The sequence below is a fragment of the Burkholderia sp. AU33803 genome, assembly GCF_002223095.1.
Taxonomy (GTDB): domain Bacteria; phylum Pseudomonadota; class Gammaproteobacteria; order Burkholderiales; family Burkholderiaceae; genus Burkholderia.
On the sequence record NZ_NKFJ01000005.1, the window covers coordinates 105,484 to 124,016 of the forward strand.

The following is an 18,533-nucleotide window of genomic DNA, read 5'->3' on the forward strand; positions in this document are numbered from 1 at the left end:
GTAGCGGGATCAGGGATCGATGACGTCGGCACACGCGTCAGTCGGTGCGGCCGCGACATGGCCGACGAGCGGCACGATCTTGAGCCCGGCCGAGGCCACCCGGCACGGTGCGGCCGCGAGCCCGCAACCCGCGAGGTTCACTGCAAGCGCCAGCGCGACGGCCAGCTTTCCGATACGCAGCCACGTCGGCATCATCGTCCTCTCCCGATTACGTCAGCGGGCCGACACCGGCCGCACGGCCGCGGCGGCACGCTTCGCGCGTTCGCGGGCTTCGTCGACGGTTGCGCCGGTCGCCAGCGCGACGCCCATGCGCCGCTTCGCGAAACTTTCCGGCTTGCCGAACAGGCGCAGGTCGGCGCCCGGCACGGCAAGCGCGTCGCGCACGCCTTCGAACGCGATCCCGCGCTCGTCGAGCCCGCCGTAGATCACGGCCGACGCGGCCGGCGTACCGAGCGCCGGATCGACCGGCAGCCCGAGAATCGCACGCGCGTGCAGCTCGAATTCCGACTGGCGCTGCGACGCGAGCGTGACGAGGCCCGTATCGTGCGGCCGCGGGCTCACCTCGGAGAACCACACGTCGTCGCCGCGCACGAACAGCTCGACGCCGAACATCCCGCGCCCGCCGAGTGCCTCGGTGACCTTGTGTGCGATCTCGCGCGACTTCTCGAGCGCCACCGCGCTCATCGGCTGCGGCTGCCACGATTCGACGTAGTCGCCCGCGACCTGCACGTGGCCGACCGGCTCGCAGAAGTAGGTGCGCGTGGCGTTCGTCGCCGGATCGATCGCGCGCACGGTGAGCTGCGTGATCTCGTAGTCGAAATCGACGAAGCCCTCGACGATCACACGGCCGTGGTTCACACGCCCGCCCGCCATCGCGTAGTCCCACGCCGGCTTCACGTCGGCCTCGGTCTTCACGACCGACTGCCCCTTGCCCGACGACGACATCACCGGCTTCACGACGCACGGCATGCCGATCTTCGCGACCGCCGCGCTGAACGCCTCGAACGAATCCGCGAACGCATACGGCGAGGTCGGCAGGCCGAGCTCCTCGGCCGCGAGCCGGCGGATCCCTTCGCGATTCATCGTGAGCTGCGTCGCGCGCGCGGTCGGGATCACTTCGGCGAGGCCGGCCGCCTCGATCGCCGCGAGCGCGTCGGTCGCGATCGCCTCGATCTCCGGCACGATCAGGTGCGGGCGTTCGGCTTCGACGAGCGCGCGCAGCGCGGCGGCGTCCGTCATGTCGATCACGTGCGCGCGATGCGCGACCTGGTGGCCCGGTGCGTCCGGATAGCGGTCGACCGCGACGACTTCGACGCCGAGCCGCTGCAACGCGATGATGACTTCCTTGCCGAGCTCGCCGGCGCCGAGCAGCATGACGCGCGTGGCCGAGGGTGAGAGCGGCGTACCGAGCCGCTGACCGATCTGCATGTGATTACCCGCTTCTGGTGGAGGACGAAAACGGCTCCGATGTTAACACGCGCCACGGCGCCGGTTTTGCGCGTTTCGCCGCGCCGGCAACCGGCCGCGGGCCGCTCGCGAGCAGGCTGCGAACGTTTTCATGCGGGAAGTGTCGGCTCGCCTGCCGCGGCACGGGTGCGTTACTCTTACGCCTTGATCAGAATCCGATGAGGAACGAGGCTCATGTCCCACCTGTCCGCCGCCGCACGCGCACGCACCGGCCGGCTTCGCCCGCTGCGCGCGCCGCTCTGCGCGTTGACGCTTGCCACGCTTCTCGCCGCCTGCGCGATGCCGACCCACCCCGATTCCGCCGCCCCCGCCCCCGACCCGTACAACCCGGCCGCCGTCCAGCTGCTCGACGACACGAGCTGGGAACTCACCAGCTGGCTGAATGCCGACGGCACGCAGCGCGCGATCCCGCACGGCGACAACGGCGAGCCGATCAAGCTCGCGCTGTCGACCGACTCGGGCATCCGGCGCGCCAGCGGGTTCTCGGGCTGCAACCGCTACATGGGCACCTACGCGATCAAGAACGGCCTGCTGAGCTTCGGGCCGCTCGCCGGCACGCGGATGGCCTGCCCGAATACGCTCGGCGGCCAGCTCGAAACCGCGTACCTCGACGCGCTCGCCCATGTCGACAAGACCGGCGTGCAGATGCGCGAGCCGCAGCAATTGCAGCTCGTGACCACGTCCGGCGCAACGCTCACCTTCACGCACCGGAGCCCCTGATGCAAGGCGCGCGCGAAGGCCGACCGACCGCCTTCGCGTGGCGCGCCACGCGCGTGTGCCGCGCACACGCGTCGCGCGGCGTGGATCGGATGCACGCCGCGTTAGAGTCTTGTTCGCCGGCCGGTTAAACTCGGCGGGTCGCGCCCCGCGCGCCCCGCCCCACTCCTGTTTCAAAGCATGCACACGGTTGTCTTCGGCTGGTTCGGCATCTCCGCCGTCTGGTTCCTCCTTCTCTTCTGGCGTCTCGTGCAGGCGATGCTGCCTGGCGGTGTCGGGCTTGCCGGCCGCGGCTCGATCCGTCTGTGGCTCGGCTTCGTCGCGGTGTTCGTGGCGAGCTGCACGCTGACGAGCCCGCTGTCGGGCCCCGACACGAACGCGCTCGGCCATGCGTTCTCGGCAGGCTTCGCCCACGTGCTCGGCCCGATCGGCACGCCGGTCGCGATGGTCGTGCTGTTCTTCGCCGGACTGCCCTGGCTGACCGGCATCGGCTGGCGGCAGTTCGCCGCGTGGGTCGATACGTCGTTCGGCGTCAAGCTGGCGCGCGACGGCGGTGACGACGAAGCGCGCGGCATCGCCGACCTGCCGCGCAGCGCCTTGCATCGCGACGACGACATCGTCCAGCCGACCACCGCGCATACCGTCAATTCGATGGCGCCCCGCCAGAACGGCCGGTATTCGCGCCCGACGCTGTGGAAACCCGACCCGCAGGCGCGGCCGAAGCCGCGCAGCAGCACGCCTGCGCGTCCGCACGTGGAACCTGTTGCGCCGTCGGGCTGGTTGAAGCCCGCGGCGCCCCAGCGCAGCATGCCGACACCGCCCGCGGCGATCACGCCGGCCAGCGCGATGCCGCCGCCGACGACCGGCAGCACCGCCAGCCTCGCGCGCGCAGCCGCGAACGCGCAAGTCCCGCGTCCCGATCCAGCCCCGCTTCCTGCCGGATTCGAACCGGTCCGCCCGCGGCCGACCGCCGCGCGGCCGGCCACCGCCGCGTTGAAGCCGACCCCGCCGCGTACCACGGTCACGCCGCGGCCGGCCATCGCGCAGCCGCAACGCCCGCCGGTACGCCCCGCCGCGGGAGCCGGTTCGGCCGGCCTGACGCCGGATGCGGCACGACGTCGCCCGGCGCAGCCCACGCCGGCGCGTGCACCGCTCTATGCCTGGACGGAAAAACCCGCCGCGCCGATCACGCCGGCGCCGAGCGTGCACGACACGCTGCGCTCGATCGAGGCCAGCACCGCGCAGTGGGCGACGCTGGGCGGTGCGCAGGACGATGCCGGGCACGCGGCGACGGCCGCGGCAACCGTGGCCGGTGTGGCCGCGGCGGCTGCCGGCATGGCAGCGCCGGCAGCCGCGGCCGTGCCGGGTGGGATCGCCTCTGCGGCCCACGGCCTCGCAGCCCGTGACGCCAGTACTCCGCTCGCCCACGATCCAGCGCCGGCGTACGACGACAACGCACCGATCGTGCTCGACGCATTCAATCCGGCAGCCCCCGCTGTCCGTGCACCAGTCGCCGATGCAGGCGCCGTGACGTTCGACGCCGCCGCACCGCACGCGTTGTCGAATACGGGTAGCGACGATGCCGCACGCCCGCATCACGCCAATGACGAGATCCGGCACGCCGACGATGCCGCTGCCGCACCGGCATCGGGAATCTCGCCCGCGCCGACGTTCGACGCGCCCATCGACCTCGCGCCGTGGGAGGACCTCGCCAGCCAACCGGTTTCCGCGTTCGACGCATCCGCCTGGAACCCGGTCGCCGAGTCATCGACCGATGTGACGGGATCGGAACCGGCCCATGCCGCCTTCGCGCAAGCAACGCCCGAGGCGGCCCAAGTCCTCGCCACGAGCAACCCGCCGGCATCGTTCGATACCGACGACAAGTCCACCGCGCAATCCGCTCCTGCAATCGATCGCACCGCATCGACCAGCGTGCCGCAGGGCATCGCTGATACGCGCGCCGACGTGAAGCCCGCCGGGAACATCGCGCCGTTCGCGGCCCTCCCCTCTTCGCCGATCGCCGAAACGACGCCGCGCGCAAGTTCCGAAACCAGGCCGTTTGCGGCGGCGGCACCGGCCGCATCGAGTGCCGCACTGGAAGCTGCCAAGTCGAACACGGTGGAACCTGCGGCGCCGCCGGCGGCAATCGCTCAAGGCACCGCACCGGCGACAGCATGGACGTGGACGCCTTCGACGGCGCAACCGGCCACGACGAATACGTCTGTCACCGAGGAAGTGCCGAAGTCGCCGGTTGCCGCTCATCCGTTTGCCGCGACGCAAACGGCTTCGGCAAGCACTGCGTCGCCGCTCGTCGGCACCGCGCACGGTTCGACCGCGCAAGCGCCTGCATCCGCCTCGGGCATCGCGCCTGTCGCCGTTACCGCTTTGTCGGATGGTGTGATCAACACGGCATCCGGTTCGGCTCAACCGGCTGCGTCGACCGTTACAGCCGTTCCGTCGGCATCTGCGATCGGCGTAACCGGCGCTGCGTCGAACTCGCTTTCGCAGCCTGCCGCTTCGACTTCGAATGCTGCATCCGTCGCGCCGGCATCCCCGATCAGCGTGACCGGCGCCACGTCGGCCTCGCTTCCGAAACCGGCCGCCTCGGCATCGAACACGGCACCCGTCGCGCCGACATCCCCGATCAGCATGACTGGCGCTGCGTCGGCTTCGCTTTCGCAGCCGGCCGCTTCTGCATCGGACACAGCCCGCGTCACGTCTGCATCTCCGATCAACGTAACCAGCACTGCGTCGCCCTCGCTTTCGCAGCCAGCCGCGTCGGCATCAACGGTTGCGGACACGACTTACGGTTCGTTCCCCCGCGCATCAACATCCGCATCGCCCGCCGTGACGCCGTCGACGGCCAGCCCGACAGCCTCGGCATCCGGTTCGAGCGCGCCGGCGGCCGCTCCCTCGACGCCCGTGAATGTCGTGTCCGGCTCGGTCGCGGCTCCATCCGCCGCGCCTGCCCCGACGCATCCGGCCACCCCGTCGACCTCGTCGACCGGTGCGACATTCGGCACATTCGCCCCCACCGGCGCAATCGCATCGCAGCCGGTCGCAGGCCTGCCCGTGGCGCCGGCCCCTGTCGCCACGACGGCAACGTCCTCCGGCGCGGTCGCACCGATCATCACCGACGCGGCGACTCCCGCGCAACCGATCGCCAATTCGCCCGTCGCTCCGGCCGGCTCGCTGACGTCCTTCGGCGCAACCACTGCGGCGCTGGCTCCGTCGCTCGCTTCCGCACCTGCAGCCGTCGAAGCCACGACGTTCGCCCCCCCGGCCGCCGCGACCTCGTCGCCGGCAAGCTGGTCCGTGTCGAATGTCTCCGCAGCACCGTCAGCCACCTCGCCCGTGGCACCGCCGCAACCCGCAGCAACGATCCCCGGCGCGAGCCTGTCCGCATCGGCGAACTTCACTGCCCCGCCGGCCGAAGCAACCACCCCGGCAACCGAACCGGCCGCACCTGCCGCAGCCGCCTCTCCCGCCCCCGACACCCCCGCGCGCCAGCCGCGCCCGAACGCCTTCGAATTCCACGCACCCGCGTCGTTCAGCGTCGAACTGCCGACGCTCGACCTGCTCGAGCCCGCGTCCGCGTCCGGCGACATCGAAACGATCACCGACGAACACCTCGCGCAAACCGCACAGGTGATCGAACAGCGGCTGCAGGAATTCAAGGTGCCGGTGACGGTGGTCGGCGCGTCGGCCGGCCCCGTGATCACGCGTTTCGAGATCGAACCCGCGCTCGGCGTGCGCGGCAGCCAGATCGTCGGGCTGATGAAGGACCTGTCGCGCGGCCTCGGCCTCACGTCGATCCGCGTCGTCGAGACGATTCCCGGCAAGACCTGCATGGGCCTCGAGCTGCCGAACGCGAAGCGCCAAATGATCCGCCTGTCGGAAATTCTCGAGTCGCGCCCGTACCAGCACTCGGCGTCGCAGCTGACGATCGCGATGGGCAAGGACATCACCGGCCACCCGGTCGTCACCGATCTCGCGAAGGCGCCGCACATGCTCGTCGCGGGCACGACGGGCTCGGGCAAGTCGGTCGCGATCAACGCGATGATCCTGTCGCTGCTGTACAAGGCGACGCCCGAGGACGTGCGCCTGATCATGATCGATCCGAAGATGCTGGAGCTGTCGGTCTACGAAGGGATCCCGCACCTGCTCGCGCCGGTCGTCACCGACATGAAGCTCGCGGCGAACGCACTGAACTGGTGCGTCGGCGAGATGGAAAAGCGCTACCGGCTGATGTCGGCCGTCGGCGTGCGCAACCTCGCGGGCTTCAACCAGAAGATTCGCGATGCCGAGGCGAAGGAAAAGAAGATCGGCAACCCGTTCTCGCTGACGCCCGAGGATCCGGAGCCGCTGTCGACGCTGCCGCTGATCGTCGTCGTGATCGACGAGCTGGCCGACCTGATGATGGTCGCCGGCAAGAAGATCGAGGAACTGATCGCCCGCCTCGCGCAGAAGGCGCGTGCGGCCGGCATCCACCTGATCCTCGCGACGCAGCGTCCGTCCGTCGACGTGATCACGGGGCTGATCAAGGCGAACATCCCGACGCGCGTCGCGTTCCAGGTGTCGTCGAAGATCGACTCGCGCACGATTCTCGACCAGATGGGCGCCGAATCGCTGCTCGGGATGGGCGACATGCTGTTCCTGCCGCCGGGCACCGGTTATCCGCAGCGCGTGCACGGCGCGTTCGTCGCGGACGAAGAAGTGCACCGGGTCGTCGAGTACCTGAAGCAGTTCGGCGAGCCGCAGTACGAGGAAGGGATCCTCGACGGCCCGGCCGCCGACGGCGCGACGCAGGACCTGTTCGGCGATGCGCCGGACGCGGAAGCCGATCCGCTGTACGACGAGGCCGTCGCGTTCGTCGTCCGTACGCGGCGCGCGTCGATCTCGTCGGTGCAGCGACAGTTGCGCATCGGCTACAACCGCGCCGCGCGCCTCGTCGAGCAAATGGAGGCGGCCGGGCTCGTGTCGCCGATGGGCATCAACGGCAGCCGCGAGGTGCTCGTGCCGGCCGCGGCCGACTGAGCGCCGCAGCCGGGCGGTCGCCGTCAACCGATACGGGCACGCCGGGAAACCGGCTGCCCCGAAAAACGAAGGGCGCTGCATCGGCAGCGCCCTTCTTGCATCGACCGGGAATCGGCCGCGATTTATTGCGCGACCGGCACCAGCTTGAAGTCGACCGGCTTGCCGACCGCCACCTTCTGCGGATTCGGGCCGAGCTGCCCCGTTTCGACATTGCGGCTGAACACGTAGAACGTATCGCTGTCCTGGTTGCCGACGATCAGCCACTTGCCGGTCGGATCGATCAGGAACTCGCGCGGCGTCTTGCCGAGGCTCGACTGGCGGCCGACCTGCTTCAACCGGCCGTCGGCCTGGTTCACCGCGTAGATCACCAGGTCGTTCGCGTCGCCGCGGTTGCTCACGTACAGGAAGCGGCCGTCCGGCGACAGGTGGATCGCACCGCCGCCGACCTTGCCCTTGAAGCCCGGCGCGGTCATCGACACGGTCTCGACCGGCGTCAGCTTGCCGTCGTGGTAGCCGAACACCTCGACCGACGCGTTGAGCTCGCTCGTCACGTACGCATACCGGCCGTCGGCGCCGAACACCATATGACGCGGGCCCGAGCCCGCCTTCACCGGCGTGTAGCGCGTGTCCGTCGGGCTGATCAGCCCGCGGCTGCCGTCCACCGTATAGCGGTAGCCGTAGATCTTGTCCGCGCCGAGATCCTGCACGAACAGGTAACGGCCGTCCGGTGAAAACACCGTCGAATGCACGTGCGCGCCGTCCTGGCGGCCCTTCACGGGCCCCGTGCCTTCATGGTGCACGGTCAGCGCGGCCTGCCCGACCGCGCCGTCGTCGCGCAGCGGAAACACCGCGAAGCTGCCGCCCGGATCCTTCGCGACCGAGTAGTTGGCGGTCACGAGGTACTTGCCGTCGGGCGACAGCGCGAGATAGCAAGGATCGTTCCCTTCCGACGACACGCGGTCGATGAAGCTCAACGCGCCCGTCTTCGCGTCGAAGCGGAACGCGCTGACGCCGCCGCGTGTCGTGGCCGGCCCGTCGTCGCCGGGCAGTTCGTTGACCGCGTAGACGGTGCGACCGTCGCGGCTCGGCAACAGATACGACGGATTCACGGTCTTCGCCGACGACACGGGCGCAACACTGCCGGTTTTCGTATCGAAGCGGTAAACATAGATGCCGTCGCTGCCGCCGCCCGTATAGGTGCCGACGAGCAGGTTGTAGACGCCGTCGGCCGGGGCGGGCGATTGCTGCGCAAATGCGTGGGTCGCGGAAAGGGAAAGCACGAGCGCGAAACCTTTCATCCAGTGAGCGAGCCTAAGCGGGAACCCTCGTGTCGAAGCGCGTGCATCACGCTCGCGTAAACGGTTGGGCATTGAATCCTCCTTGCATCGAGTCGCTTCAAGTGTTGAGATAGGACGAAACGCCGGCCGTTCATGCGCTCCGCCGCCCGGCCGAGTATACGGGGCGCGGTGCCAGCGCGTGAAGCCTTGGCCGCCGTCGTCCGCATTGTGAACTCGAATACCCAAGGATCGCCTGCCCATGCCTGCCCTGATCGAAGACTACGCCCTCGTCGGCGACGGCCACACTGCCGCGCTGATCGCAAAAGACGGCTCCGTCGACTGGCTGTGCTGGCCCCGCTTCGATTCGGGCGCCTGCTTCGCGGCGCTTCTCGGCACCCCCGAGCACGGCCGCTGGCTGCTCGCGCCGGCCGCCGACGCCGCGATCACGCACACGACGCGCCGCTATCGCGGCGACACGCTGATTCTCGAAACCGACTACGAAAGCGCCGACGGCGCCGTCACCGTGGTCGACTTCATGCCGCCCGGCAACGGCTGGTCCGAACTCGTGCGGATCGTCGTCGGCCGCCACGGCACGATGAAGATGCGCATGGAGCTGGTGTTGCGCTTCGACTACGGCTTCTCGATCCCGTGGGTCACGCAGCTGACCCGCGAGGACGGCATGAAGGCGATCGCGGGCCCCGACACCGTCGTGCTGCGCACGCCGGTGCCGCTCACCGGCAAGAATCTCCACACGCTCGCGGAATTCACGGTGAGCGCCGACGAGCGCGTGCCGTTCTCGCTCAGCTACGCGGCATCCCACCTGCGGCTGCCGCCCGCCCGCGACCCGCTGTCGATGCTCGCGCGTACCGAGAACTACTGGCTCGAATGGTCGGGCCGCTGCCAGGTGCAGGGCCGCTACGCGGCCGCCGTGCGCCGCTCGCTGATCACGCTGAAGGCGCTCGCGTACGAGCCGACCGGCGGCATCGTCGCGGCGCCGACCACGTCGCTGCCCGAGAAGATCGGCGGCAACCGCAACTGGGACTACCGCTACTGCTGGCTGCGCGACGCGACGATCACGCTGCTCGCGCTGATGCGCGGCGGCTACTACGACGAGGCCCGCGCGTGGCGCACGTGGCTCGGCCGGGTGATGGCCGGCTCGCCCGAGCAGATCCAGATCATGTACGGGATCGCCGGCGAACGCCGGTTGCCGGAAATGGAGCTCGACTGGCTGCCCGGCTACCAGGACTCGAAGCCGGTGCGCATCGGCAACGGCGCCGCGAACCAGCTCCAGCTCGACGTGTTCGGCGAGGTGATGGCCGCGCTGCACCTCGCGCGGGTGGGCGGCCTGCAGGCCGACGACACGGTCTGGTCCGTGCAGTGCGCGCTGCTCGACCATCTCGAGAAGATCTGGCAGGAGCCCGACGAAGGCATCTGGGAAACGCGCGGCGGGCGCCGCCATTTCACATTCTCGAAGGTGATGGCGTGGGTCGCGTTCGACCGCGCGATCAAGTCGGCGGAGATGTTCCGGCTGCCCGGCTCGCTCGACCGCTGGCGTGCGCTGCGCGACCAGATCCATGCCGACGTGTGCGCCAACGCGTGGCATGAAAGCAAACAGGCGTTTGCACAGAGCTACGGCAGCGACGAGCTCGACGCCAGCGTGCTGCTGATGCCGCTGCTCGGCTTCCTGCCGCCGGAAGATCCGCGCATCGTCGGCACGGTCGAGGCGATCGAGCGGGAATTGCTGCACGACGGGCTCGTGATGCGCTACCGCACGACCGAATACGACGACGGCCTGCCGCCCGGCGAAGGCACGTTTCTCGCGTGCAGCTTCTGGCTGGTCGACAACTACGCGCTGCTGGGCCGGATCGACGACGCGCACCGCCTGTTCAGCCGGCTGCTCGCGCTGTCGAACGACCTCGGGCTGCTCGCGGAGGAGTACGACCCGGTGGCCGGGCGGCTCGTCGGCAACTTCCCGCAGGCGTTCTCGCACGTGGCGCTCGTGCATACCGCGATGAACCTGATGCACCACGAGGACGCAATGGCGCGCGCGGCCGGCCAGCCTGCGCCGGCCGTGGCGACGGGGCGCTGAACGGGGGCGCGGGCGGCTTGGTCAGATAACGTCAAATCGCAAAACTTTGATGAAAAATCGGGGAAATGTTGCATTGCACCACCCATCGTTGTCCGATATGATCGACGCGATTGTCCGGCTGCAATGCAACATGGCCGGTCGCTGACCCACACGGCACGCCGCGACGCCCCACGCCGCCCTTGCGCACCGTCCCCCACGCGGGAGTAGTCTGCATGCTTTACCAACTGCACGAATTCCAGCGCGCCATGCTGAGCCCGCTGACGGCCTGGGCCCAGGCCGCGTCCAAATCGTTCGCCAATCCGTCCAGCCCGTTCTCGCTGATGCCCGGCGCGCCGCGGATGGCCGCCGCGTACGAGCTGATGTACCGGCTCGGCAAGGATTACGAGAAGCCCGAATTCAACATTCATCAGATCGTCAAGGACGGCCACAACATCCCGATCGTCGAGCAGACGATCGTCGAGAAGCCGTTCTGCCGGCTGCTGCGCTTCAAGCGCTATTCGGACGACGCCGACGCCGTCACGCAACTGAAGGACGAACCGGTCGTGCTGGTCTGCGCACCGCTGTCGGGCCACCACTCGACGCTGCTGCGCGACACCGTGCGCACGCTGCTGCAGGATCACAAGGTCTACATCACCGACTGGATCGACGCGCGGATGGTGCCGGTCGAGACCGGCCCGTTCCACCTGCACGACTACATCGCGTACATCCAGGAGTTCATCCGTCACATCGGCGCGCGCAACCTGCACGTGATCTCGGTGTGCCAGCCGACGGTGCCGGTGCTCGCGGCGATCTCGCTGATGGCGAGCCGCGGCGAGGACACGCCGCTCACGATGACGATGATGGGCGGCCCGATCGATGCGCGCCGCAGCCCGACGTCGGTGAATTCGCTCGCCACGCAGCACTCCACCGCATGGTTCGAGAACAACGTGATCCACACGGTGCCGGCGAACTATCCGGGCGAAGGCCGCCAGGTGTATCCGGGCTTCCTGCAGCACACGGGCTTCGTCGCGATGAACCCGGAGCGGCATGCGCAATCGCACTGGGATTTCTACCAGAGCCTGCTGCGCGGCGACGAGGACGACGCCGAAGCGCACCGCCGCTTCTATGACGAATACAACGCGGTGCTCGACATGGCCGCCGAGTATTACCTCGAGACGATCCGCGTCGTGTTCCAGGAATTCCGCCTGGCCGAAGGCACGTGGGACGTCGAAGGCGAGCGCGTGCGTCCGCAGGACATCCGGCACACCGCGCTGATGACGATCGAGGGCGAACTCGACGACATCTCGGGCAGCGGCCAGACGCACGTCGCGCACGAGCTGTGCACGGGCATCCCGCAGGACCAGCGCCGCAGCCTGACCGCCGAGAAGTGCGGTCACTACGGGATTTTCTCGGGCCGCCGTTGGCGCACGATCATCTATCCGCAACTGCGCGATTTCATCCGCGAGCATGCACCGGAGCCGAAGCACGGTGCGACGAAGGATGCCCCGGCAGCGCCGGCCGCGAAGACGCTCTCCGCCGTGCCGGCCGGCGACGCACCGGCCGAAACGACGCGCGCCACGGCAGCGAAGCGCGCGAAGGCACCGGCGAAGGCCGCCGCCCCCGCCAAGGCCGCACCGGCCGCGAAACGCGCCGCCGCCGGCAGCCCGCGCGCAAAAGCCGTGCGCACGCGCAAGGCCGCCTGACGCACCGCGTTCCGACGAAAAAACGCCGCCGTTGCCTGCGCACGGCGGCGTTTTTACATCGGGCGGCCGCTTCAGCGCGGTCAGCGCATCAGCGCCGCAGCAGATACGCGAGCAGCACTTCGGTGTTCATCCGCACCATCTCGGCGCGCTCGTCGGCGTCGGTGAAGTCGCGGCCGAGCGTCGCGGCGAGCGTGAAGCGGTTCGATACGATGTAGTAGCCGAGCCCCGACAGCGTCACGTAGAAGCGCAGCGGATCGACGTCGGTGCGGAACAGCCCGGCCTTCTGGCCGCGCGTCAGCACGTTGCCGAGCTTCGCGACGATCGGCGACATCATCTCGCGGATCCGCGTCGACTTGTGCAGGTAGCGCGCTTCGTGCAGGTTCTCGTTGTTGATGAGCCTGAGCAGTTCCGGGTGGTCGCGGTAGTAGTCCCAAACGAAATGCGCGAGCCGCGTGACGGCTTCGACCGGCGCGACGCCATCGAGATCGAGCTCGCGCTCGGCCTCGGTGAGCGCGGAGAACGCGTGTTCGAGCACCGCCGTGAACAGCTGTTCCTTGCTGCCGAAGTAGTAATAGAGCATGCGCTCGTTGGTTTCGGCCCGGCGCGCGATCTGGTCGACGCGCGCGCCGAACAGCCCTCCACTCGCGAACTCTTCGGCTGCCGCCATCAGGATGCGGCGGCGCGTACCTTCAGGATCTCTTTTGATTTTTGGCTGATTCATGGTGGCGTTTTGCTATGTGAGCCGCTTGATCCGAACCGGCACCCCCACCGCCTTGGCGCCGGCCGCCCTGGAACGGGCGCGCCGCGGGCGGCCGCCCTCCTGCTGAGCCCCTGCAAAAAAGCGGTTCGATTATGCGCACAGACGGCGTCCAGCGCAATGCGGGAAATCGGCGATAATCGAGCTTTGGCAAACCTTTCCGGCCGCGCCCGACGCGGCCGAGAGCCATTCGGCGCCGCTGCGCCCGTTGTCACCGTGACCGATTCCAAAACACTCGCAGATCGCATCGAAGATCTGCTTCCCCAGACGCAATGCACGAAGTGCGGCTATAACGGCTGCCGCCCGTACGCCGAGGCGATCGCCGCCGGCGATGCGAACTACAACCAGTGCCCGCCCGGCGGCGCCGAAGGCATCGCGCGCCTGTCGAGCCTGCTCGGCAAACCGGTGATTCCGCTGAACCCCGTCAACGGCAGCGAGCATCCGCGCGCGGTCGCCTTCATCGACGAGAGCCTGTGCATCGGCTGCACGCTGTGCATGCAGGCGTGCCCGGTCGACGCGATCGTCGGCGCGCCGAAGCAGATGCACACGATCATCGCGTCGCAGTGCACCGGTTGCGACCTGTGCGTGCCGCCCTGCCCGGTCGACTGTATCGCGATGCTGCCGGTGACCGGCGAACGCACCGGCTGGGACGCGTGGTCCCAGGAGCAGGCCAACGCCGCACGCGAGCACCACGACCTGCGGCTCGCGCGCCAGCGCCGCGAGCGCGAGGCCGCCGAAGCGCGCGCGGCCGCACGCCGCGCGGCGAGTGCCGCGAAACCGGCTGCGGCACAAGCGGAAACGCCGTCCGCCGCGCCGGCCGCCGCACCCGCGGACGACGCCGAAGCGAAGAAGCGCGCGATCATCGCCGCCGCGCTCGAACGGGCGCGCAAGAAGAAGGAAGAGCTGTCCGGGCAAGGCGCCGTGCCGAAGAACACCGAAGGCGTGAGCGCGGCCGTCCAGGCGCAGATCGACGCGGCCGAGGCGCGTCGCAAGCGGCTCGCCGAACAGCAGGCCCAGCGCGATGCCGAAGCGGCCGCCGCGAGCGGCAACGACGAAAAAAACGACGCAGGCAACGACGGCCCGGATGGCCCGTCCGCCCGGCCCGACCCGAACGCTCCATGAACGCCAGCAAACGACGCGCGATCTACGAAACGCTGCAGAGCCTCAATCCGCATCCGACCACCGAGCTCGAATACTCGACGCCGTTCGAGTTGCTGATCGCCGTGATGCTGTCCGCGCAGGCGACCGACGTATCGGTCAACAAGGCGATGCGGAAGATGTTTCCCGTCGCGAATACCCCGCGACAAATCGTCGCACTCGGAGAAGAAGGCGTCACCGAGTACATCAAGACGATCGGCCTGTACCGGACCAAGGCGAAGAACGTGGTCGCGACGTGCCGGATCCTGCTGGACCGCTACGACGGCGAGGTTCCGGCCGATCGCGAAGCGCTCGAAGGGCTGCCGGGCGTCGGCCGCAAGACCGCGAACGTCGTGCTGAACACCGCATTCGGCCAGCCGACGATCGCGGTCGACACGCACATCTTCCGCGTCGCGAACCGCACCGGGCTCGCGCCGGGCAAGGACGTGCGCGCCGTCGAGGCCGCGCTCGAGAAGTTCACGCCGAAGGAATTCCTGCAGGACGCGCATCACTGGCTGATCCTGCACGGGCGCTACGTGTGCAAGGCCCGCAAGCCCGAGTGCTGGCACTGCGCGATCGAACCACTGTGCGAATTCCGGCCGAAGACGCCGCCGCCGAACGAATGACGCGCCACCGCGGCTGACTGGCCGCAGGCCGCCCGGCGCCAGGCGGCCGGGCGCACGATGCGCGCCGCGTCGGCCGTTGACCGGCCGTCTAACCGCAACCACGATAGCGCGTCGCCACTCGCACCATCGCCCCCGCTTACCCCGTCCAGGCTATGCGTTGGAAGTCGCCGTCGCGTCGTCTGCCGCCGCGCCGCCCGCGCGCACCAGCGCCAGCACGGCAGCCAGAATCGCGACGCCACCCGCCCACTGCAGCGGCGACAGCGCTTCGCCGAACAGCAGCGCCGCAAGCGCGACCGTCACGACCGGTTCGAGCGTCGACAGCATCGACGTGCGCGCGGCCCCGAGCCGTTCGAGCCCGGCAAAGAACGCGAGCATCGCCGCCACCGTCGACACGAGCGCGATCGCGAGCATCGACGCCCAGCCGCCGGCCGTCGCGGGCCAGCGCGGCGGCGCGGCGAACGCGGCGGTCCGCACGACGGCGATCGCCACGAGCGTCGCGGTTGCCGACAGGCAGATGATCGCGGTGGTCGCGAGCGGATCGACGCCGCGCGTCGCCTTCGTGCCGCCGACGATGTACAGCGAATAGATCACCGCGGCGGCCAGCGCGAGCGCGATCCCGAGCGGCTCGCCATGCCCGCCGCCGACCATCAGCGCCGAACCCGCGACGCACAGCACGAGCGCGACGGCCTTCGCGCGCGTGAGGCGCTCGCCGAGCCACCACGCGGCCAGCAGCGTGACGAACGCCGGATACAGGTACAGCAGCAGCGCGACGAGGCTCGCCTGCGCGTGCTGCAGCGCACTGAAATAGCAGAACGACTGCCCGACGTAGCCGAGCGCGCCCATCGCCACGAGCGGCGCGAGCGCACGCCCGCGCGGCCACGCGACACGGCGATGCCGGGCGATCGCGGCGAGCACCGCGCCGCCGATCGCAAAGCGCACGATCAGCAGCCCGAGCACGTCGACGCCGGCCGCATACGCGTAGCGGCCGAAGATCGCCATCGCGCCGAATGCGGCGGCGGACAGCGCGACGTAGAGCGTGCCCTGCAGGGCGGTGGACGACGGGCGGGCGGTGGTGGTCATGACGAAACGGGCGCGAGCGGCGTGGCGACGGAAATCGTCGGAGTGTAACGGCGCGGCGGCCGCGAGCCTAGCCCGCGCTTACCCGTTCCCCGGCGCCGGTGGCGGGCACCGACGACCGGCCCGCGCCGCGCGCCGGCGCGACCCGTGGGCGACCCGTGGGCGACCGCCACTGACACCACTGCCGCCATTGCCACTGCAAACCCCGCTCCGCGCCCGCCGCCAGCGCCGTGCGCCGACCCGGCGTACAATGCGCGACGCGGCATCACGCCGTCCGAATCACGACGTTTCCCCACCATGTTCAATCCAAGCCGCGACGAAGTGCGTCGCTTTTTCACCGAGACCTGGCGCAAGCAGCGCGCCGGCGAGATCCTGACACCGCTGGAAGCAATGGCAGCCGACTGGATCGTCGAGCATCCCGAATACCACGACGAACTCGCCGACGCCGACGGCGTAACCGCGCGCGAGTACACGCCCGAGGAAGGCCGCACGAACCCGTTCCTGCACCTGTCGATGCATCTCGCGATCAGCGAGCAGCTGTCGATCGACCAGCCGCCCGGCATCCGCGCCGCACACGACAAGCTCGCGGCCAAGCTCGACTCGACCCACGACGCGCAGCACGTGATCATGGAATGCCTCGGCGAGACGATCTGGGAAGCCCAGCGCACGAGCACGCCGCCCGATACCGACGCGTACCTGCAGCGCATCCTGCGTCGCGCGTCGCGCGACTGAGCGCCGCGGCGCCGGCGCGCGGACAAAAAAATACCCCGCCATGGCGGGGTATTTTTGCTGCGCGAGCCCGTCGGGCCCGTCGCGCTTACTTCTTGAACACGAGATCGGTTTCTTTCAGCGACTCGATGTAGGCCGCGATGTCCTTCATGTCGCTGACCGACAGGCTCTGCACCTGCGCCTGCATGATCGCGTTGTTGCGACCGAGCAGCGGATTCGTCAGGCCCATCTGGTACTGGCGCATCGCCCACACGAGGTAGTCGGCGTGCTGGCCCGCGAGGCGCGGATATTCGGCGTTGATCGGCTTGTTCATCTGCGCGCCGTGGCAGGCGGCGCAGTTGTGCGATTCGACCAGTTCCTTGCCCTTCGTGGTGTCCGCCGCGTGCGCGGTACCGATCGCGAGGCCGGCCGCCAGTGCAACCGCCGCCGTCTTGAATGCGTTGTTCATGAATGCTCCTGTCCCGCCGGTCAGATCGGCGGCGCGCGCTTTACTTGTAGGGATTGTCCTTCGTGTCGGCCTTCTGGACGGCGTAGTACGCCGCCAGATCCGCGATGTCCTGGTCCGTCAGCGAACCGGCGATCGCATTCATCGACGGGAAGTGACGATCCTTCTTGCGATAGGCCTTCAGCGCGTTCTCGAGGTATTGCTGGTTCTGGCCGCCGAGGACAGGCACCCGGTAGACCTCCGGGTACGCCGCGCGGTAGTCCTGGATGCCGTGGCAACCGATGCACATGGCGGCCTTGCTCGCCCCGTCCTTCGGGTTGCCGACCACACCGGCCGCCTGCGCGCTGCCCGCGAGCGCCACGAGCGCTGCGACAACGACGTGTTTGCCGACGAATTTGTTCATAGCTCTTGTAACCTAGCTTGAGGGGAAACTGGCGCCGAAGCGGCAACGGCCCGCGCCGTTATGCTTATCAGGTCGCCACGCAGGCCAAAAAAAACGGCCAGATTGTACCGCGTCGGCGGGGAACGCGTCCACAAGGCACCCCGGTTCGCCCCGCCACAGCCCCGCAACGATACGCGGGCGTGGCCCAACCGGACAGCCCTTCTGACTTATACTGGGTTTTTTCCCCGATTGAGAAGAGCGCCGCCATGCGTTTCGAAGGGTCCTCGCACTACGTCGCCACCGACGATCTGAAGCTCGCGGTCAATGCCGCGCTGACGCTGCAACGCCCGCTGCTGATCAAGGGCGAGCCCGGCACCGGCAAGACCATGCTCGCCGAGGAAGTGGCCGCCGCGCTCGACATGCCGCTGCTGCAGTGGCACATCAAGTCGACCACGAAGGCGCAGCAGGGCCTGTACGAATACGACGCAGTCTCGCGGCTGCGCGATTCGCAGCTCGGCGACGCGCGCGTGAAGGACATCTCGAACTACATCGTCAAGGGCGTGCTGTGGCAGGCGTTCGATGCCGAGCACCCGAGCGTGCTGCTGATCGACGAGATCGACAAGGCCGACATCGAATTCCCGAACGACCTGCTGCGCGAGCTCGACCGGATGGAGTTCCACGTGTACGAAACACGGGAAACGGTCCGCGCGAAGCACCGCCCGCTCGTCATCATCACGTCGAACAACGAGAAGGAGCTGCCCGACGCGTTCCTGCGCCGCTGCTTCTTCCACTACATCCAGTTTCCCGACCCGGCGACGATGCAGAAGATCGTCGCGGTCCATTTCCCGGACATCCGCGAGGAGCTGCTGCGCGCGGCGCTCGAGAGTTTCTTCGAATTGCGCGGCGTGTCGGGCCTGAAGAAGAAGCCGTCGACATCCGAGCTGCTCGACTGGCTGAAGCTGCTGCTCGCCGAGAACATCCCGGCCGACCAGTTGCGCGGCGTGGATGCGAAGCAGATCGTCCCGCCGCTCGCGGGCGCGCTGCTGAAGAACGAGCAGGACCTGAGCCTGCTCGAACGGCTCGTCTACATGAACCGGCACAACCGGTAATC

The 18,533-nt window shown here is 68.9% G+C and carries 15 protein-coding genes; 8 read left to right on the top strand and 7 right to left on the bottom strand.

Features of this window, described 5'->3' with window-relative positions:
* Positions 1–9: 9 nt before the first annotated feature.
* Together CFB41_RS12305 and purT are read right to left on the bottom strand one after the other, a co-directional pair.
* On the bottom strand, positions 10–195 hold the full coding sequence (locus CFB41_RS12305) for a DUF6726 family protein (RefSeq protein ID WP_089456672.1): 186 nt from the start codon (positions 193–195) through the stop codon (positions 10–12).
* Positions 196–213: 18 nt separating this feature from the next.
* Positions 214–1,428 carry a formate-dependent phosphoribosylglycinamide formyltransferase gene (purT, locus tag CFB41_RS12310; RefSeq protein ID WP_089456673.1) on the bottom strand — a complete coding sequence of 405 codons (1,215 nt, stop codon included), beginning with the start codon at positions 1,426–1,428 and terminating at the stop codon, positions 214–216.
* Between the two features lie 213 nt (positions 1,429–1,641).
* Between purT and CFB41_RS12315 the strand changes: the two genes are divergently transcribed.
* Together CFB41_RS12315 and CFB41_RS38580 are read left to right on the top strand one after the other, a co-directional pair.
* The gene (locus tag CFB41_RS12315) at positions 1,642–2,187 is read left to right on the top strand and encodes an META domain-containing protein (protein WP_089456674.1); all 546 of its coding nucleotides are present in this window, start codon (positions 1,642–1,644) and stop codon (positions 2,185–2,187) included.
* A gap of 177 nt (positions 2,188–2,364) precedes the next feature.
* On the top strand, positions 2,365–7,221 hold the full coding sequence (locus tag CFB41_RS38580) for a DNA translocase FtsK (RefSeq protein WP_089456675.1): 4,857 nt from the start codon (positions 2,365–2,367) through the stop codon (positions 7,219–7,221).
* 122 nt (positions 7,222–7,343) lie between these two features.
* Here the strand turns inward: CFB41_RS38580 and CFB41_RS12325 are convergent, their stop codons facing one another.
* Entirely contained in the window at positions 7,344–8,591 is a 1,248-nt protein-coding gene (locus CFB41_RS12325) for a lactonase family protein (RefSeq protein WP_089456676.1), read from the bottom strand.
* A gap of 166 nt (positions 8,592–8,757) precedes the next feature.
* Between CFB41_RS12325 and CFB41_RS12335 the strand changes: the two genes are divergently transcribed.
* Together CFB41_RS12335 and CFB41_RS12345 are read left to right on the top strand one after the other, a co-directional pair.
* Complete coding sequence (locus CFB41_RS12335; protein WP_089440715.1) at positions 8,758–10,587, top strand: glycoside hydrolase family 15 protein; 1,830 nt, start codon at positions 8,758–8,760, stop codon at positions 10,585–10,587.
* 212 nt (positions 10,588–10,799) lie between these two features.
* Positions 10,800–12,269, top strand: a complete 1,470-nt coding sequence (locus tag CFB41_RS12345; protein WP_089456677.1) for a polyhydroxyalkanoate depolymerase — start codon at positions 10,800–10,802, stop codon at positions 12,267–12,269.
* Positions 12,270–12,357: 88 nt separating this feature from the next.
* Here the strand turns inward: CFB41_RS12345 and CFB41_RS12350 are convergent, their stop codons facing one another.
* On the bottom strand, positions 12,358–12,990 hold the full coding sequence (locus CFB41_RS12350; protein ID WP_039370405.1) for a TetR family transcriptional regulator: 633 nt from the start codon (positions 12,988–12,990) through the stop codon (positions 12,358–12,360).
* Positions 12,991–13,146: 156 nt separating this feature from the next.
* On the opposite strand from CFB41_RS12350, the gene rsxB reads away from it, so the two are divergent.
* Positions 13,147–14,148: an electron transport complex subunit RsxB gene (gene rsxB, locus CFB41_RS12355; RefSeq protein ID WP_089456678.1), complete on the top strand. Its 1,002-nt coding sequence runs from the start codon at positions 13,147–13,149 to the stop codon at positions 14,146–14,148.
* Positions 14,145–14,789 (top strand): endonuclease III, encoded by a 645-nt coding sequence (gene nth / locus CFB41_RS12360; protein WP_042976184.1) that lies wholly within the window; start codon positions 14,145–14,147, stop codon positions 14,787–14,789. The genes rsxB and nth overlap by 4 nt, the downstream gene beginning before the upstream one ends.
* A 150-nt stretch (positions 14,790–14,939) precedes the next feature.
* On the opposite strand, the gene CFB41_RS12365 is transcribed toward nth, so the two are convergent.
* Positions 14,940–15,869, bottom strand: coding sequence for a DMT family transporter (locus CFB41_RS12365; RefSeq protein ID WP_089456679.1), 930 nt, complete (start codon positions 15,867–15,869; stop codon positions 14,940–14,942).
* A 294-nt stretch (positions 15,870–16,163) separates the two neighbouring features.
* Between CFB41_RS12365 and CFB41_RS12370 the strand changes: the two genes are divergently transcribed.
* Positions 16,164–16,598: a DUF1841 family protein gene (locus tag CFB41_RS12370; RefSeq protein ID WP_089456680.1), complete on the top strand. Its 435-nt coding sequence runs from the start codon at positions 16,164–16,166 to the stop codon at positions 16,596–16,598.
* Positions 16,599–16,683: 85 nt separating this feature from the next.
* Here the strand turns inward: CFB41_RS12370 and CFB41_RS12375 are convergent, their stop codons facing one another.
* A complete protein-coding gene (locus CFB41_RS12375) occupies positions 16,684–17,043 on the bottom strand; it encodes a cytochrome c (protein ID WP_011352792.1) in 360 nt (119 codons plus the stop codon).
* A gap of 40 nt (positions 17,044–17,083) precedes the next feature.
* On the bottom strand, positions 17,084–17,443 hold the full coding sequence (locus CFB41_RS12380; protein ID WP_011352793.1) for a c-type cytochrome: 360 nt from the start codon (positions 17,441–17,443) through the stop codon (positions 17,084–17,086).
* 245 nt (positions 17,444–17,688) lie between these two features.
* On the opposite strand from CFB41_RS12380, the gene CFB41_RS12385 reads away from it, so the two are divergent.
* Positions 17,689–18,531, top strand: coding sequence for a MoxR family ATPase (locus CFB41_RS12385; RefSeq protein WP_089426034.1), 843 nt, complete (start codon positions 17,689–17,691; stop codon positions 18,529–18,531).
* Positions 18,532–18,533 lie beyond the last annotated feature (2 nt).

What these genes read in the sequence shown, in the direction of transcription:
- CFB41_RS38580 (WP_089456675.1), top strand. Translation starts at nt 2,365, where the DNA reads ATGCACACGGTTGTCTTCGGCTGGTTCGGCATCTCCGCCGTCTGGTTC.
- CFB41_RS12325 (WP_089456676.1), bottom strand. Translation starts at nt 8,591, where the DNA reads ATGCCCAACCGTTTACGCGAGCGTGATGCACGCGCTTCGACACGAGGG.
- CFB41_RS12345 (WP_089456677.1), top strand. Translation starts at nt 10,800, where the DNA reads ATGCTTTACCAACTGCACGAATTCCAGCGCGCCATGCTGAGCCCGCTG.
- CFB41_RS12375 (WP_011352792.1), bottom strand. Translation starts at nt 17,043, where the DNA reads ATGAACAACGCATTCAAGACGGCGGCGGTTGCACTGGCGGCCGGCCTC.
- CFB41_RS12335 (WP_089440715.1), top strand. Translation starts at nt 8,758, where the DNA reads ATGCCTGCCCTGATCGAAGACTACGCCCTCGTCGGCGACGGCCACACT.
- CFB41_RS12370 (WP_089456680.1), top strand. Translation starts at nt 16,164, where the DNA reads ATGTTCAATCCAAGCCGCGACGAAGTGCGTCGCTTTTTCACCGAGACC.
- CFB41_RS12380 (WP_011352793.1), bottom strand. Translation starts at nt 17,443, where the DNA reads ATGAACAAATTCGTCGGCAAACACGTCGTTGTCGCAGCGCTCGTGGCG.
- purT (WP_089456673.1), bottom strand. Translation starts at nt 1,428, where the DNA reads ATGCAGATCGGTCAGCGGCTCGGTACGCCGCTCTCACCCTCGGCCACG.
- rsxB (WP_089456678.1), top strand. Translation starts at nt 13,147, where the DNA reads ATGCGGGAAATCGGCGATAATCGAGCTTTGGCAAACCTTTCCGGCCGC.
- nth (WP_042976184.1), top strand. Translation starts at nt 14,145, where the DNA reads ATGAACGCCAGCAAACGACGCGCGATCTACGAAACGCTGCAGAGCCTC.
- CFB41_RS12350 (WP_039370405.1), bottom strand. Translation starts at nt 12,990, where the DNA reads ATGAATCAGCCAAAAATCAAAAGAGATCCTGAAGGTACGCGCCGCCGC.
- CFB41_RS12365 (WP_089456679.1), bottom strand. Translation starts at nt 15,869, where the DNA reads ATGACCACCACCGCCCGCCCGTCGTCCACCGCCCTGCAGGGCACGCTC.
- CFB41_RS12385 (WP_089426034.1), top strand. Translation starts at nt 17,689, where the DNA reads ATGCGTTTCGAAGGGTCCTCGCACTACGTCGCCACCGACGATCTGAAG.
- CFB41_RS12315 (WP_089456674.1), top strand. Translation starts at nt 1,642, where the DNA reads ATGTCCCACCTGTCCGCCGCCGCACGCGCACGCACCGGCCGGCTTCGC.
- CFB41_RS12305 (WP_089456672.1), bottom strand. Translation starts at nt 195, where the DNA reads ATGATGCCGACGTGGCTGCGTATCGGAAAGCTGGCCGTCGCGCTGGCG.